Genomic DNA, 17,109 nt, shown 5'->3' with positions numbered 1-17,109 from the left:
ATAATTTAGTGTGTTCTTAATCTAATTCACCACTTTCAACCTGCTTAACAAGCGTAGGTATATGTGGCCCATACTCAACCTTTCCACGACCAGAACGGATACCGCTACCAACCTTGCGGGCTTCTGACGAATATAGTGTCTTTGCGCGAATGATCTCATAGCTATAGCCACGCCCAAGTCGATTAGACATCTTGATCAATCCGTTCAAGCCTTCTGTGTAGGCATTAGTTATTGGGAACGGTGCATCCCAATAAGCAAAAATATCTTCATAGTGGTTGTGAACGGTTTTGACAAGCTTTTTGAAAGGCTCCATGCCATCGTCAGGTAAACTATTTTTCCATGCCTCAAATGCGTTCTGAGCTTTTTGCTTGTCTGGTTCATCATAGATAGCAAAGAAGCTTTCTTTGAAATCATAAGCAATGGACAATTCTGGTATTTGCTCACGCACGATAGCAAGAGCCTTATGTTCAGCAGGAGTCAGGTTAGCGGGTCGCTTAAGCGTCAGCCATCGGATTGATTTTTTGACATTAATTCTATCTTCCTTACTAAGCTGTACCTGATATTTTTTACGCTCTTCTTCTAATGCTTCAGATGCCATTTTAACAACATGAAACTTATCAATTACCAACTTTGCGTTTGGCAAAAATTCAGCAAAAGACCGTTTAAATGGACGCCACATATCGGTGCATACCCATTCGACTTTTTCACGGTTAGGCAATTCCTTAAAAAATGGTTTCAGGTGGTCTTGCGTACGCTGTTCCAGCATTTCAAATACGTTGTTAGTCGCAAGGTTTGTGATAACGCATCGATAACCTCCGGCCAAGTTAACCTCATCAATGCCCATGATAACCGGCGTTTCGTAACAAACCGTTTGTTCTAATTCATCAATCAAGTCATGCGCAATATTTTTTACTGTATTAACAGCGACGCCAGTTTGGTCTGCTAATGCCCTAAATGTGGTGCCGAGGCACTGTTGACGAATAACATCGACCAACCGTTTAGTTGCTCGACGCTTATCATCCAGAAAACTCAGTTCAGGCATAGCCATTTTTCCGCAGCTTTCACAACGAAAACGCGGTCTTTGCACTTCAAGCCGGACTGGTTCCATATATAGTGGGGTGTCAGAGAACTTGTTCTTGCGAGTTCCATGCTTGTGCATTGGAATTTTGCAATCTGGGCACATTGGCGCACAGACCTCGTCGGCCACGGCTACAATGATTAGCGCCTTGCTCTCTTTATACATATCCACCGGTTTAATACCCGGTAGATTTAGTAAATCAAGCATCAGGCTAGTCCAAATCCAAATCTATATTTTTACCATCTCTAAGCATTTCATAAATCACATCGACCAGAGCTGACATCCCTTGGCGATCTGATTTAAGTACCTGTGTGGCAAGTTTCTGATGGCTAGTAAGCGCACGAACAACAGCTTGTTGTACTGCGCCAGGTAAATTACCTTTTAGCGCCTGTTCTCGCGTGTTGCTCTCAACCTGAGCCATAACCACGTCACTTTCACCGGCAATTGACTTAATTTGGTTAACAAATGCAACCTGATCTCGAATAGGCGTAGCCTCCCCAAACAAACTATTGAGCTTTTCAATGATTTCTTGCACAAATTTGGGCTTGTCTCCTGCACCTCCACCACCACCGGGGCCGACAGGTTCTAAAACCGGCTTGTCTTCATCCTCAATAGGTTCAACAACACGCCCTTTAATATCAAAACCTGTAAGAACCAGTCCTTTCAAATCTACAGTTTCAGGGGCTTCATTGTGCAATCGCTTTTGCAATAACTTAGAAAAAGCAGCAAAATTCTCAAGCTCTGGATCTCCAAAATCAATAAGTTGTGCCACATAAGAATAGGTTCGGCAGAAGCGCCCTAGATCCGACTTAAAACCCAATAAGGATTTAATCTGCTCTGCATATTCATCTTGATGATGATCTGCTGATTTCATCCCTGCTTCATCACCTTGCGCACGAGCCTTTTCAAAAGCCCCCTCCCACGTTGCCATCGCATCGCGAAGCATTTTCATTTTTTCATTATAAAGACGAGTAGCAGCTTCTGTTGCCGCATAAAGCGCCTTGTGTTGCGGAGTTTGAGAGTGAGTAATATCGCGAATGGTTTTGAAGCGGGCTTCTTTGAAAGCGATCAAGTCTTTCTCGCTGTAAAGGCCATGTTCGTCCAACCGCTCTTTTATTTCATAAACCACATTCAGTTCTTGAACATCATCGATATGCGCACCGTCGTCATAGAGTGAGAAGGCATACCGTACATTGGCCGGATCATTCACAAAGTCGATTATGAATACTTCATCTTTTCCTGGAGCCATGCGGTTCAAACGTGAAAACGTCTGCACAATTTCGACGTGGTTAGCAATTTTTTTATCGACATACATTGCCACTAACTTCGGTTGATCAAATCCCGTTTGGAATTTGTCAGCAACTAGCATCACTCTATATTCAGGGCGATCAAACGCAAAGCGTAAGTCTTGACCTTGTACATCAGGATTCATGCTTTGTTCGGTAAATTCCTCGTTTTCGTCAATAACGAATACCTCTTCAAAAGCCTCATCATCATTGTGCATCACCTGTTTTCCAGTCATTTTGCCAGAAAAGGCTACCAACGAATGGATGAAACTGTATTCGCTATGTAATTCAATATAACGGTCAAACGCTTTCTTGTAGCGAATAGCGGCAGCTCGTGAACTCGTTACAACCATTGCCTTCGCCTTCCCATCTAAACGGTGCGCCACGTTTTTAGAGAAATGCTCAATAATGAATTGGACTTTCTGAGTAACATTGGTCGGATGTAGTGCCATCCATTGAGCTAATGCACGTTTTGCTGCCTTACCACTCACACGCTTACTGTCTTCAAGCTGTTTCGACAGATTAAAGGCGGTTTGATACGGTACGTATCCTTTTAAAACATCAAGGATAAAGCCTTCTTCAATTGCTTGTCGCATGGTGTACTTGTGAAAAGCTTTGGGTGGATTTTCTTTTGATGTCGGATTTGACGTGTCTTCAGGTCGACCAAAGAGCATTAAGGTCGCGTGTTTAGGTGTACCTGTAAACGCGAAGTAGCTAATGTTGTCGGGCCGAGCACGTGATTTTTGCAGTTGCTCTAACAGTTCATCCACAGTCATGCTGGACATTTTTCCGTGCCCACTCATCCCAAGAGCGGTCTGTAATTTGGCGGCGGTAGAACCTGTTTGAGAATTATGGGCTTCATCGATAATCACAGCAAAGCGCTTACCCTTAAGTGCCTTGTCGGTAATAACTGCTTCCATGGCGTAAGGGAAGGTCTGAATAGTGACCACAACTATAGGTGTACCATTGATCAAGGCCTCTGAAAGTTGCTTGCTTTTTGATTGCGATGACTTCTGTCGATCTATCGCAGCAATCACACCAAACTGATGGTCAATTTGCTTTACAGCATCTTGTAGTTGCCCATCTAATACATTACGGTCGGTTACAATAATGACACTGTTAAATACCGCATCGCCATTGTCTTCCCGTAATTTCACTAAATCATGAGCCGTCCATGAAATAGTACTGGTCTTGCCTGATCCGGCGCTATGGTCAGCCAGATAGGTCATGCCTGCACCGTTCTTGCGGGCATCTGCAATCATGTTATTCACTGCCGTCCATTGATGAAAACGCGGAAAAATGAGCGTTTCTTTTTTGGACCAATTGCCATGAATATCAACCACATCTTTTTTCTCTACATACACAAAGCTATGGAATATGCGTAACCATGCATCGGGTTGGCACACATCCTCCCAAAAGTAAGCGACAGGGTATTCAATGCTACCATCCGGTTTCTTTTCACCAGGTGGGTTGCCAGCTCGCCCCTCATGCCCTTTATTGAAGGGCAGGAAGAAGGTATTTACGCCATCCAGTTTGGTCGCCATCATGATTTCAGAATCCGACATGGCAAAATGCACCACGGCACCGCGCTTAAAGGTCAATAAAGGTTCTTTACGCTTGGTTTTGGGGTCAAATGGCAGTCGGTCTTGTTGGTATTGCTCCATAGCCGCTTCCGCTGACTGGGTGAAGTCCGTTTTTAGCTCAACAGTTGCTACAGGCAGGCCATTGATGAAGAATACTAAGTCAATCGCAAACTCACGCGCAGGATGGTATTTCAGTTCCGGTACAACACGCAGAATATTGGCCTTGTAGCGCTCTATCACCGCTTCGTTGCGCATATCTTCAGGGGCAGTTTCAGTCATTTCAATCAGACCACAGCCTGCAATTGAGAAGCCTTGACGTAGCACCTGAACTGCACCCTGTTGCTCCAATGCCTTGGTCAGTCGCTCCACCACCACGTCGAGGGTTTTTGTACCATTTAACCGCTCCAGCTTCTCCCATTTATCCTTTTGGCCGCTAGTTTTTATCCAGGCTTCGAGGTCTTCCGGGTAAAGCGCTCGTTCGGTATCGTAGTGTTTGGTATCTCCCAGCTTCCAGCCTTGCTCGACCAGCCTCTCAACAATGTAACGTTGAAAATGCTTTTCCTGATGCGCTGATGCGTTCATGCGGGTTCTCCTCGTAAATCTATCTTCCCAGTTACCGCCGCAGTGATAAATGCTGAACGACGCTCTTTGAGCAAGGCAATGCTTTTTTTAACTTTTACATCAGCTTGCGCTTTCAAGTACATCAGTCTTTTTACCTCACGTTGAACTTCCGGCGATGGAATACGTATTTTTTCGTTAAGCAGAAGGTTAATGTTCAACGGTCTATTTCTTCCCGCAGCACCTCTTGAAGACTCGTTTAATAAAAAATCACCGAAATTCGTCATAAATAAAGCAAACAAATATTCGGTAGCAATCGATTTTCCACGGATGACTGGGTACCTATGAGAGACTACGCACCCCGTTTCCTTCTCGGTTGCCATTGTTACAGCGCCTTCCCATGCGAATTGCCCACTAAGAATAAGATCTCCTTCTTCTACATAGAAAAAGCTTGAATCTCCCATATCCTTGCCAAGAGTTACTGGCTTATGGAAAAGACCTCTACCTCGGTTATAAAGCCCCAATGCTACATACTCATCACTGTCAACAATTGTTGCTGGCCTGGAGACTACGTTTGTCATCCGTTTTAAACGATCAAATTTACCATTACCATTAATCTGTTCGTTCATTACCAATGCTAAAATTTTCTCTTTTATAAGTTCGAGAAATCTAGACTTTTTTCTGATTAGTGCGTCTATGCGGGTTGTTTCGCAATCGAGGACGCGAGTAATTTCCGTTTGTTCATTGTAATCAGGAAAAGCCACGACATGCGAACCTAAGTCTGTTTGAGTCATGCTTGGTAGCGCGGTATTTGTAGAATAGAGGCCAAAAGGAATTGTTGTAGCAATGTAGTAGCAAAATTTTCCATTTGCAGTGGGCAATATTTTTGACCAATACATTGTATCAACTGTCCAAAACTTCCCTTTAACGTATAGCGGTTTGTCTATCGTGCCCTTACGTCCTAATAAAACAGATTCACCGTCATGGATATAATCTTTTGCATAAGCAAATACGCCACCAGAACCGTAAACAGGGTATCCGTCATCGGCCTCAATTTGTTTATGATCTGAGCCATTATTGATGGATATAAGTCTTTTAAATTGTGCGATTTTCCAATGGCTAGGTACTGACTTTAGCCATGCTAAGTCTGTCCCTTTATACTCTAGATAAGGTTTATAGTGACTCATTCTGTTGCCACCTCTGCCAAGAGTGCTGCAATCTCGCTTTCAACCTCTTTCAATTCGGCATCGATATCATGCAGTTTACGCGGTGGTTGATATTGATAAAAGAAACGGTTGAAGTTGATTTCATAACCCACGCGACCAAGCTGCTTATCTCTGTCGTCGATAAAGCTTTCGTCGATATAAGCATCTGGCGCATGCGGCAGCACTTCGCGGGCAAAGTAGTCCTGGATCGAATCCAGATAAGGTACGTTTTCGTAATCGGTTAAATCTGTGTCAGGAACGATATTACCTTGTGCATCGATCACCGGTTCTGCATCTGGATCGTTTTTACCAAACGCAGCAATCAAGGCAGTAATAAAGGTCTTGTTGCCTTTTACCTTAAGCAGCTTGGCATCAGGTGTTTTTGCTGTTTCTTTGGTAAAGGTTTCTGCCCAGATGTATTCCTTTGTCTCACCCAACTGAGGCTTAATGGCCTCGCGCCAGAATGCTTTATGCTCAACAGGTAGTTTCTGCCAGGTATCCGTTGCTTCTAACGTGGATAAACCTTGCTCATCAAGCTTAAGCGTCATCCGCAGCGGGCGAAGCACTTTAATACGGCGGTAGCCAAATACTTGGTAATCTACCATTTTAGAGAGCGCGTCATTTTCGGCAGCGGCATAAATATCCAAAATCTGACGGCGCTGATCATCACCCACAATGCGGCGTTTGTTACCTTCATTCTTGATAGGTGTCCAAAGGTCAGTGGCATTGATAAGTTGCACCTTACCTTTGCGATTATCGGTTTTCTTGTTTGATAATATCCAAAGGTAGGTAGCGATATTGGTTCTAAAGAAAATATCTGTGGGCAGAGCAACAATGGCTTCAACAAGGTCATTTTCGAGTAACCAACGACGAATTTCAGACTCGCCAGAGCCTGCGCCGCCATTGAATAACGGCGAGCCGGATAAGACGATTGCAGCACGTCCACCACCATTTTTTGGCAATTCAAGCTTGCTTGCAAGGTGCATCAAAAACAACATGGAACCGTCATTGATACGCGGCAAACCAGGGCCAAAGCGACCTAATTCACCTTGTTTATGTTCGCGTTCCACAGCAGTTTTATCTTTCTCCCACTTTTTACCAAATGGCGGATTAGATAAGCAGTAGTGGAAACGATCACCTGCAAACTGATCATTAGAAAGTGTGCTTCCCTGAAGGATATTTTTAGAAAGATCTCGACCTGGATCTGACTCAAGGCGACGGATGAGCATACCCGCTACACAAACCGCATGAGTTTCCGGTTCAAGTTCTTGGCCGTGAGGAACCAGTACCGGTGGAATTTTATAATGGTTGCCATAGTCGGCAACATGGTTCATTGCGTCAGTTAAAAATCCGCCTGTCCCGCAAGTAGGATCGTACAGGGTACGAATAAGGCCAGGGCTTGCCTCAAACAGTGCATCATCAGGATCAAGCAAGAGTGCTGTGGCTAAATGCACGACATCCCTTGGGGTCATGAAATCTTCAGCGCCTTCATTGACTTCAGCACCAAAACGGCGGATCAAATGCTCATAGATATTACTCATCACTCTGTCTGGCACGGTGTCAGGGTGTAAATCAATACCAGCAAAGTTTTTGCAGATGGTGAAAAGTAACCCAGCTTTCTCAAGCCGGATTATCGTGTTACCGAATTCAAACTCTTCAAATATTGCTCTGGCATTATCAGAAAAAAGAGAAATGTAGTCTTCGAGATTACGACGAGTTTTTGTACTGCCAAGCGTTGAAAGCGAATACTCAGAGGTGTTGTAGAAGGGATAGCCAGCGGTTTGGCGTAGAATTGGGTCAAGCTCAACTTCGGCATCCTTGAAATTGTCGTAAGCCTCCCTTACCGCTTCTCTTGTAGATTCAAGAGCGCACTCCAATCGACGTAACAAGGTAAAGGGTAAAATAATCTTACCGAAATCGGTATGTTTAAAATCACCCCAAAGGTCTTCTGCGTTTTTCCAAATAAAATCTGCCTGCGAGGCAGCTGAACCTGAGAATTCTGTCATTTCGGTCTCCAACCATCTTTTGCACAAAACAATACATTATGCAATAGAGTGTAGTCAACCAAGTTTTGCACAAAAGAAGGGTTATGCTATTTTATAAAAAATTTCATGATCCAACCTCAGATTGCAAATAGCCTTTTTATCTTTTCCGATAACCTCCGTAATTGCTTGAATAAAAATAATTGTAGTAGTCAATCTTTGCTGGCCGTCAACAACATAAAATGGAGCAAAGTTTTTATTTTTAATTATCCAATGATCTTCAGCCCAGCTCTCAATCACACTTTCTGGAACATCCTCTAGTGTTAATACTCCAATATAGTGATTTTTTCCCATTTCTAATTGGCATAGATCATTCCAATAATCCTTTAGTTGTTTTTCAGTCCAAGCATAGCCTCGTTGATAATCTGGAATTCGTAAAAGTCGCTCAGTGAAAATTTTTGAGATCGAAAAGAGGTCCGTTTGCATATTAGCTCCGTCTGCATTTCTTTTTATTATGTAGTTTGTCCGTTTAGATTATAAAAAAGCCGACATAAAGTCGGCTTTTCCATTAAATCATCAGTCCCACTTCAAACCGCCACCAGTTTGATACTCGGTGACTTTGGTTTCGAAGAAGTTCTTCTCCTTCCGCATATTGGCTTGTTCATCAAGCCAGGGCAGGGTGGCTTCGGCACCTGGGAACGGTTCTTCAAAGCCTAGTTGTTTCGCACGACGGTTGGCTGTGTAACGGAACTGGCCGTGATGCACTTCTTTTGAGTAACCTAAAATTGGGTCACGCAGAATGTAGCCTGCATAGGTTTCTTCTGCAGCATCGGCTTCTTCAAACATCTGTTGGACTTTTTTCGGGTCCAGCGTGACGTTTTCTTCTTTCATGATTTGCTTACAGACGCGAATACCGAAAGAGGCGTGCATAACTTCATCACGCATGATGTATTGCAGCTGTTCGGCGGTGCCTTTCATCAGACCACGACGTTGTAGAGCAAAGATCGGGCTGAAGCCGTTGTAGAACCATGAACCTTCGAAGATGCCAGCGAAGAACGCATACGACATGACAAAGTTTTCGAGTTCATCACGGTCATGCAGATCAATATCACTACGCATGACGGTGTTTAAACGGTCATTGGCCAGTTTAATTTTTTGGTAAATCTCTGGCACAACACGGTAGCGGTTGTAGATTTCTGACTGATCTAGACCAATGGTTTCGATACAGTGCTGGTATGTCCATGTGTGCAATGCTTCTTCATACACTTGGCGAGCCTGATAGATTTGCAGTTCAGGCGCGGTCATTTTTTCCATTACGGCCAGACCGATATTACGCATCGCTAAGATGTCTGATGTGGTCAGGTATGACAGCACGTTTTCATAGACATGGCGTTCTTCCAGCGTCAGTTTATGACGGTAGTCATGAACGTCTTGCGCCATGTTGATATCCAGCGGTGTCCAGTGATTCTTGTTGGCATTGAGGAAGTAGTTCCATGCCCAAGGGTATTTGAACGGTGCTAACTGGTTAATATCGGCTTCACCATTGATAACGCGTTTGTCGTCAGCATTGACGGGTTTGGCGTTCATTAATGGCATTTTCTTGATCTCAGCAGAAGCCGGGGCTTCGCTGAGATCGTTAGCGGCTGGAGCAGCAGGCTGTGCTGCTGCTTTTTCTTCGCTTTGTTTTTTTGCTTCCGCAGTACCGGCTATCGGTGCTGAGAATGGATCATCCCAATTCAACATTACTGACATGCCTCACAATCTGGTTCTAAAATTGAACACGCTTTTGGCGCTTCCATACCTTCACCTAGAACTAAATCGTCTATGCTTGATGACGAGCTGGCAACCGGCGCTGGCGTGCTCGCGGCAGCAACAGGTTTAGGCTTGCTTGGTGCAGGCGCTTCTGTTGCTGTAGTCGGTGCTGTGCTGGTTTTCTCTGCACCTGTTGCCCCCATAGAGCGGAGGTAATAGGTAGTTTTCAAGCCACGTACCCAAGCCAGTTTATAGAGGTTGTCCATCTTCTTACCTGATGGTTCAGCCATATATAAGTTAAGGCTTTGAGCTTGATCCAGCCATTTTTGGCGGCGTGATGCGGCTTCAATTAACCAGCGTGCATCCATTTCAAATGCCGTGGTGTAGAGTGATTTCAACTCGGCTGGAATACGGTCGATACCTTGCAGGCTACCGTCGAAGTATTTCAGATCGTTAATCATCACATCATCCCACAGGTTACGTGCTTTCAGATCTTCAACCATGTATGGGTTGATAACCGTGAACTCACCTGACAGGTTCGATTTCACGAACAGGTTCTGATAGGTCGGCTCAATCGATTGGCTGACACCACAGATGTTTGAAATCGTCGCTGTTGGGGCAATCGCCATGGTGTTTGAGTTACGCATGCCTTGACGTTTGATCTTGTCACGCAGCATGTCCCAGTCCATGGTTTTGCTTTCGTCTTGTTGCAGATATTCGCCACGTGCTTCTTTCAATAATTTGATTGAATCGATGGGCAGAATACCTTTGCTCCATAAGCTACCTTCATAGGTTTGGTACTTACCACGTTCTGCAGCCAAATCAGAAGAAGCTTCAATCGCGTAGTAGCTGATCGCTTCCATTGATTCATCAGCAAATTGAACGGCTTCATCAGAGCTATAAGGAATACGCAGTTTGTACAGTGCATCCTGGAAGCCCATCAGACCTAAACCAACAGGGCGGTGTTGTAAGTTTGAGTGACGTGCTTGCGGCACGCTGTAGTAGTTGTACTCGATAACGTTATCTAACATACGCATCGCGGTACGAACGGTTTTTTGCAGTTTTTCTTTGTCCAGCTTACCGTTTTCATCAATATGTTTCACCATATTGACACTACCTAAGTTACATACAGCGATTTCTTTATCTGATGTGTTCAGGGTGATTTCTGTACACAGGTTTGAGCTGTGAACTACACCAACATGCTGTTGTGGGCTACGCAGGTTACATGGATCTTTAAAAGTAATCCAAGGGTGACCTGTTTCGAACAGCATACCTAACATTTTGCGCCATAAGTCTGTGGCAGGCAGTTGTTTGAAGTTACGAATATCACCACGAGCCGCTTTTTCTTCGTAGGCTTCATAGGCTCTTTCAAAATCAAGACCGGTTAAGTCATGTAAGTCTTCGACTTCTTCTGGTGAGAACAGGGTCCATTGACCTTCTTCAGCCACACGTTTCATGAATAAGTCTGGAATCCAGTTAGCGGTATTCATGTCGTGTGTACGACGACGGTCGTCACCGGTGTTTTTACGTAAGTCTAAGAATTCTTCAACGTCGATGTGCCATGTTTCTAAGTAAGCACAAACAGCGCCTTTACGTTTACCACCTTGGTTAACGGCAACGGCAGTATCGTTAGCGACTTTCAGGAAAGGCACAACACCTTGTGATTTACCATTGGTGCCTTTGATATGAGCGCCCAAACCACGAACACGGGTCCAGTCATTACCCAGACCACCGGCATATTTTGATAACAGGGCATTATCACGCATCGCGTTATAAATACCGCTCAGATCATCAGGTACGGTTGTCAGGTAGCAAGAAGATAATTGTGGGCGCAGTGTGCCTGAATTGAACAGGGTAGGCGTCGAGCTCATGAAATCGAAGCTTGATAATAAGTTATAGAACTCGATAGCACGTTCTTCACGGTTTAATTCGTTGATAGCCAAGCCCATTGCCACGCGCATATAGAAGGCTTGTGGTAATTCGAAGCGTGTACCATCAAAGTGAATGAAGTAACGGTCATACAGCGTTTGCAGACCCAGATAAGTGAACTCGAAGTCCAGTTCTGGTTTTAATGCATTACCCAGACGGTCTAAATCAAATAAGCCCAGTTCTGAGTCAATCAGTTCTTTTTCAATGGCTGTTGAGATATAAGTTTTGAAGTAGTCAGCGTACAAATCGCCCATTTCATTCTGAGAGGCTTGTTTAGGTGTTTTGTAGACAAAACTTAATGCTTCACGACGAATACCATCCATCAGCAGGCGAGCGGCCAGAGTGCTGTAGGCAGGATCTTTTTCGATAAAGGTACGCGCTGACATCACCAGTGCTTTTTCGACGTCGGCCTCTTTAACGCCGTCAAACAGGTTACGTTGGGTGTCACGTAAAATGGCATCACGGTTAACTTCTGCCAGACCTTCACATGCTTCGGTAATAAGGTTGTGTAAACGATCGATGTCTAGCGGGTGACGACTGCCATCAGCTGCTATGACATGCAGGGGAGATTCATTGGCAGGCTGTGGATGTTTCTTTTCTTCTTCAGCACGTTTTTCTGCTTGTTTTTCACGGTAAACAACGTAAGAGCGAGCAACTTTATATTCACCTTCACGCATTAAAGCTAATTCAACTTGATCTTGAATATCTTCAATGTGAACGGTGCCACCATCATCAATACGACGTAAAAGATTGTCAGTGACTTGTCTGGTCAGTTTCGCCACCGTGTCGTGAATACGACGACTATCTTTAGCGGAATCACCTTCAACCGCTAAAAAAGCTTTGGTGATAGCGACAGCAATTTTGCTGCTATCAAATTCGGTGACTTTACCGTTTCGACGGATAACGCTGTATCCGCTTTCGGATTGTGATGAGGTATAAATGGGTTGTGCTGTTTCGCTCGCCATAATGAAAATCCCTGCAATAATGTTGAAATAATCAAAAAACACAAAACCACTAGAGGTTGTGGTTTCGAAATGATTGAACCACAAGATAGTGTGTTTTTGAAGGCTTGGCAAGTGGAGATTTTGCACATAATTTGTGCACTTTTTGTGGATAACTTACTGTGTGCTTAGAGCTAAGTCAGCCCCTATGCGGGATCACAGCTTTTGTAACTTTTTGGTGCCTGAAAAAACTTTTTTTATTACTGAAAAAAAGGCAGATTTTGTTGTGTCTGGTCCCAGGGGGACGGGCATCATACTGGTGCTGATTGTTTTGTTCAACCAGCACCAGAAGACTTTTCGCTAAGCACTTAAGAACTAGAATGTTTCTGTGACAGAGACGGCCGTCGGGTTCATGAGTTGATGTGCTTTCTTCAGATTTTTGCGACCATCGGTCTGCACAATGAGTGTCCATAAATTATGACGGCTTGCGGTCACGGTATCGTTGATTAGCGGATCATGATCCGGACGTAGCGACAGTAATCCGGCAAACAACAGTCCAACAAATGTACCCACTACGGCTAATGCTATATAGGTATAGAGTGGACTCGACTGAGTCATCATTGGACCGGATACTACCATCGCACTGGCAATGACTAGCCCGACTAGCAAGCCAACACCACCAAAAATAAAATGAGAACGTGTAATAAAGCGTGCGATAGCTTTGGGTTCGGATTCAATTTTTTTACTGGTGTTACGGTCTTTTGGTTGTATTACTTCGATATCTTGCTGTTTGAAGTGACCGACATTGACGAGGGTTTGCTTGGCATCGATGGCTTTCTGTTCATCATCAAATACAGCGGCAAGCTTACTTGGTTTAGTTTCTTGGTTGATGTGCATGTCCATAAAGCAATCTCCTTTTCTGGCTAAACACAAAATAGGAGACAAGAGAAATGAAGCAGATATCCCTATCTGCTTATATTTTCTGAAAATTTACTGAGTACTGACACTGAAAACGCCAACCAGTTGGCTGAGCTTTTGGGCAGTGTTTTTTACCATAACAGAGCGATGCTGCAAGGCATCAATGGCTTGTGTCATCAAGCTTGCCGAGTGTCCAACGTCCCGTGCAGTGGCACCGTGCAACTGACTATTCTGATCAAGTTGTTTAATGGTGGAGAACATTTGTTCAACTAACTGATGTAATTGTGTATTTTCAGAAGAGGCTTCTTCCGTTTTCTTCAGGCTGCGGTCCACATTTTCCACACCTGACTCCATAAATTTATACGCTTCCAGCGTTTCAGACTGAATGGTTTCAATCATTTTCTGAATTTCATCAGCCGATGTAGCTGTTCTTTGTGCTAGGTTACGGACTTCATCTGCCACCACTGAGAAACCTCTACCATGATCACCGGCTCTGGCAGCTTCAATAGCCGCATTTAGTGCGAGCAAATTGGTTTGATTAGTGATTTCAGTGATGACGCCAATAATATTGCCGATTTCTGCGGTACGATTATGTAGGGATTGAACCGCTTTAGCTGATGTTTCCACCACATCACGAATTTCCTGTGTACCACTTCGTACCGACTCATATTGCAGTCTGGCCTCTTGAACAACTTCGTCCATCGCTTGCTTCATTGCTTCTGCTGTGTTTGATGCATTGCCAATGTCACGGATTTGATCTTCCAGCAGCTGCAACATTCTTTCTATCGCACTAGCTACTTCATTAGAAACATGAAACGCTTCCCGGTTTGTTTCGAGCATAGCTTCATTCGTGCGTCGGACATTCGTACTGGTTTTGATGACTTGACCAACAATGCCATCCAGATTATCAATAAAGCTATTTATCCAACGTCCCATATCACCCGTTTCGTCGTTAACAAATTTCGTGTTATCAAGTCGCTGTGCCAGGTTACCTTCACCCTCGGCAATCGTCTGAATAACGTGGGTCATTTGGTCAAGGCGGTTGGCCAGTGGATTGGTCGTCAATTTCTTATACATCATGGCTATCACAGCAATCATGACAATCGATAAAGCATTGACAGCTACTACAGGCAATTGGGTGAAAGCATGTAATGCCATATTGGTACCCAGCAGTAGTGACATTGACCAGACAAAGCCTTTCATTAAACTGACATTGACTGAACGTCGTCGGTAAACTTCCTCAAGATCACCTTCACACATCATGCCCCAACGATCTGGCGAACCTTTTAATTGGAAGGTGACACCTTTACCAATAACAGGGATGTGCCGGTAATCTGAGTAACCAGGATAGGTGACAAATAGGTTTTCGCCGTTGCGAATGGTCTCACGTACACCTGGATGAAGCTCGTTGGTTGCCGGATCAGTAAAGCGTATTTCAAACTCGGTATGGTGTTGAATTTTTACGACACCAAAAGCTGTATGAATACCGCTTTTCAGGTTTTCGCCATGTGAAAACGTATTATCTTCAAAACGTGAGCGGGAGAGGGCTATGCCCTGTTGCAAAGTAGGATCGAACCGCGATTCGACCATAAAAATATAGTTGTCACCTGATTCGGTATAGATATGACCTGCTTCACGCTGGATAAGATCACCTAACACATCATTTGGTACACGACCACATATGGCTCCGACGCTCTCACCATCTACAATCAATGGTTGGTAGAACATCAGTGTAACTTCATCATGGAACTTAGAGCTTGAAGGACCAATTTCTAGGGTTAATTTGTCGACATAAGGGCCGTGAAGAAACGGTGCGGATAGTCCATGCTGCACCGCTTTACTCGATAGGTCTGCTTTATTGACGTGCGAGCTGTACGTTGAGTGAGTGACCTTGCCAGAGGTATCAATGATAAATAATTCAGAGAAATCTGGCGCAGCCTTGAGCCGATCGTCCAACAGCGATGCTTGTAGCTCTGGATAAGAACCCGCTAGCTGTTCAGCTAAAAACGACATTTGATTCCATTGATTTTCTACCCATTGCTGAAGAATTTTTACTCGGGTAGCGGCGATTCCCTCAAATGTTTTTTCGACAGCGGCATAGTTGTGTCGATTAAGGCGACACGACCAGGACATGGCCAGTTTCCCTGTTGGTCCAAACCACGGTAGCCACGTTTTTTCTTTGTGGCTAAGATTCATGGAAGTACTTCGTAATTGACTCATTGTTACCCCTAACAGTGTTGTTTAACACTGCGAGAGGCAAAAAGCAGACCAATCGCCAAGACTATCTATTTTGGTATACCTACAAAGTGGTATTGACAAAAAGTGCACAAATTTAGTGCGGATGATAAAGATAGATGTTCCATTATGGGCACGGTCGTGGTTGTAACATGGCCAAGTCTGTATCCGGTATCTATAGGTCAAGTATTGCTTGTTTTACTTCATCTAAATGATCTTTGACCTTCACATTTCGCCACTCTTGTTGAAGTACACCATTTTCATCGATTAAAAACGTACTGCGGACAATGCCCAGATGTTCTTTCCCGTAGAGTTTTTTAAGTTTGATCACATCAAATAACTGGCAGGCTTCTTCATCAGCGTCAGACAGTAAGTCAAAAGGAAATGCCTGCTTAGTTTTGAAATTTTCATGCATACGAAGGCTGTCACGTGAAATACCAAAAATGACGGTATTATGCTCATTGAAAAAGTCGATATTATCGCGGAAGTTTTGACCTTCAAGTGTACAACCGGGCGTATTATCCTTTGGATAAAAATAGATCAAAACACGTTTACCTTTGAGCGCTGAAAGTTGGAATGTTTTATCGCCTGTGCTTGGCAGCGTAAAGTCTGGGACAGCTTCACCTAATCGTACTTGTGTCATCTTAGTCGTCCTGTTTGAAAAGATTTAGAAAGCAAAGTACCTTACACAATTCAGTCTGATCTTGTCATCAACAGGCAGGCAAAGTACCATGCCTGTTATTTTTTCGGAGTCATTTAAATATGTTTAGCGGCAGTATGGTAGCTCTTGTCACACCCATGCAGGCAGATGGTGCCTTGGATGTTGACAGCCTGCGAAAGCTGGTCGAGTTTCATATCAGCCAGGGCACAGATGCCATTGTCGCTGTCGGTACGACCGGTGAATCTGCAACCTTGAGCGTAGAAGAACACTGCGACGTGATTCGTCTGGTGGTAGAACAAGTTAATGGTCGTATTCCTGTTATTGCGGGTACAGGTGCTAACTCCACGTCAGAAGCTATCGAACTGACTCAATCTGCAAAAGATCTGGGTGTTGACGCTGTATTGCTGGTCGCACCTTATTACAATAAACCGACTCAGCAGGGGATGTATCTCCATTTCAAAGCTATTGCTGAAGCCGTCAACATTCCACAAATTCTCTATAACGTTCCAGGTCGCACAGCGTCTGATCTGTTACCAGAAACGGTCGGAAGGCTTTCTGAACTGTCCAATATCATCGGTATCAAAGAAGCCACTGGTGATGTATCTCGTGTTCAACAAATTAAACAATTATCACGAGAAGGATTTGAACTTTATACCGGTGAAGATGCCAATACTGTCGATTTTATTCTCGCAGGAGGTCAGGGTGTCATTTCTGTTACCGCAAATGTCGCACCGAAACTGATGCATGAAATGTGTCAGGCTGCTCTTGCTGGTGATGAGACGCTGGCACGCGAAATCAATTTAAAGTTAGTCGCACTACACCAGTTCTTATTTGTAGAATCAAACCCTATACCTGTTAAGTGGGCTTTGAACGAAATGAGACTTATTTCTAGTGGCATTCGTCTGCCAATGACGGTATTGTCTGAGAATTATCATCAATCTGTGCGTGATGCATTGAACACTGCCGGTGTTCTAAACTAAA

11 protein-coding genes are annotated in these 17,109 nt (G+C 44.1%); 1 reads left to right on the top strand and 10 read right to left on the bottom strand.

The features are described from left to right. Positions 1-16: 16 nt before the first annotated feature. The 10 genes from MAMP_RS06385 to MAMP_RS06340 all read right to left on the bottom strand — a co-directional run bounded on the left by MAMP_RS06385 (position 17) and on the right by MAMP_RS06340 (position 16,110). Positions 17-1,285 carry an ISL3 family transposase gene (locus MAMP_RS06385; protein ID WP_040576225.1) on the bottom strand — a complete coding sequence of 423 codons (1,269 nt, stop codon included), beginning with the start codon at positions 1,283-1,285 and terminating at the stop codon, positions 17-19. A gap of 4 nt (positions 1,286-1,289) precedes the next feature. Further along, the gene (locus MAMP_RS06380) at positions 1,290-4,529 is read right to left on the bottom strand and encodes a type I restriction endonuclease subunit R (protein WP_007145188.1); all 3,240 of its coding nucleotides are present in this window, start codon (positions 4,527-4,529) and stop codon (positions 1,290-1,292) included. Next, positions 4,526-5,692, bottom strand: a complete 1,167-nt coding sequence (locus tag MAMP_RS06375; RefSeq protein ID WP_007145187.1) for a restriction endonuclease subunit S — start codon at positions 5,690-5,692, stop codon at positions 4,526-4,528. Before MAMP_RS06375 ends, MAMP_RS06380 begins: the two co-directional genes overlap by 4 nt. Next, complete coding sequence (locus MAMP_RS06370; protein WP_007145186.1) at positions 5,689-7,716, bottom strand: type I restriction-modification system subunit M; 2,028 nt, start codon at positions 7,714-7,716, stop codon at positions 5,689-5,691. The genes MAMP_RS06375 and MAMP_RS06370 overlap by 4 nt, the downstream gene beginning before the upstream one ends. 81 nt (positions 7,717-7,797) lie before the next feature. Further along, positions 7,798-8,178, bottom strand: coding sequence for a DUF262 domain-containing protein (locus tag MAMP_RS06365; protein ID WP_040576224.1), 381 nt, complete (start codon positions 8,176-8,178; stop codon positions 7,798-7,800). 90 nt (positions 8,179-8,268) lie between these two features. Continuing rightward, positions 8,269-9,435 (bottom strand): ribonucleotide-diphosphate reductase subunit beta, encoded by a 1,167-nt coding sequence (locus MAMP_RS06360; RefSeq protein WP_007145184.1) that lies wholly within the window; start codon positions 9,433-9,435, stop codon positions 8,269-8,271. Then, complete coding sequence (locus MAMP_RS06355) at positions 9,435-12,338, bottom strand: ribonucleoside-diphosphate reductase subunit alpha (protein ID WP_040576223.1); 2,904 nt, start codon at positions 12,336-12,338, stop codon at positions 9,435-9,437. The genes MAMP_RS06360 and MAMP_RS06355 overlap by 1 nt, the downstream gene beginning before the upstream one ends. A gap of 351 nt (positions 12,339-12,689) precedes the next feature. Beyond that, positions 12,690-13,217, bottom strand: a complete 528-nt coding sequence (locus MAMP_RS06350; RefSeq protein WP_007145181.1) for a hypothetical protein — start codon at positions 13,215-13,217, stop codon at positions 12,690-12,692. 87 nt (positions 13,218-13,304) lie between these two features. Beyond that, positions 13,305-15,452: a methyl-accepting chemotaxis protein gene (locus MAMP_RS06345; protein WP_040576222.1), complete on the bottom strand. Its 2,148-nt coding sequence runs from the start codon at positions 15,450-15,452 to the stop codon at positions 13,305-13,307. 190 nt (positions 15,453-15,642) lie between these two features. Then, positions 15,643-16,110 (bottom strand): peroxiredoxin, encoded by a 468-nt coding sequence (locus MAMP_RS06340; RefSeq protein ID WP_007145179.1) that lies wholly within the window; start codon positions 16,108-16,110, stop codon positions 15,643-15,645. 119 nt (positions 16,111-16,229) lie between these two features. Here MAMP_RS06340 and dapA point away from each other — a divergent pair, with 119 nt between their 5' ends. Further along, complete coding sequence (dapA, locus tag MAMP_RS06335) at positions 16,230-17,108, top strand: 4-hydroxy-tetrahydrodipicolinate synthase (protein ID WP_007145178.1); 879 nt, start codon at positions 16,230-16,232, stop codon at positions 17,106-17,108. Position 17,109: the final 1 nt, after the last annotated feature.

Origin of the sequence: Methylophaga thalassica MP (assembly GCF_000214595.1) — a bacterium.
Taxonomy (GTDB): domain Bacteria; phylum Pseudomonadota; class Gammaproteobacteria; order Nitrosococcales; family Methylophagaceae; genus Methylophaga; species Methylophaga thalassica.
This window is presented reverse-complemented; position numbering and strand designations above follow the sequence as displayed.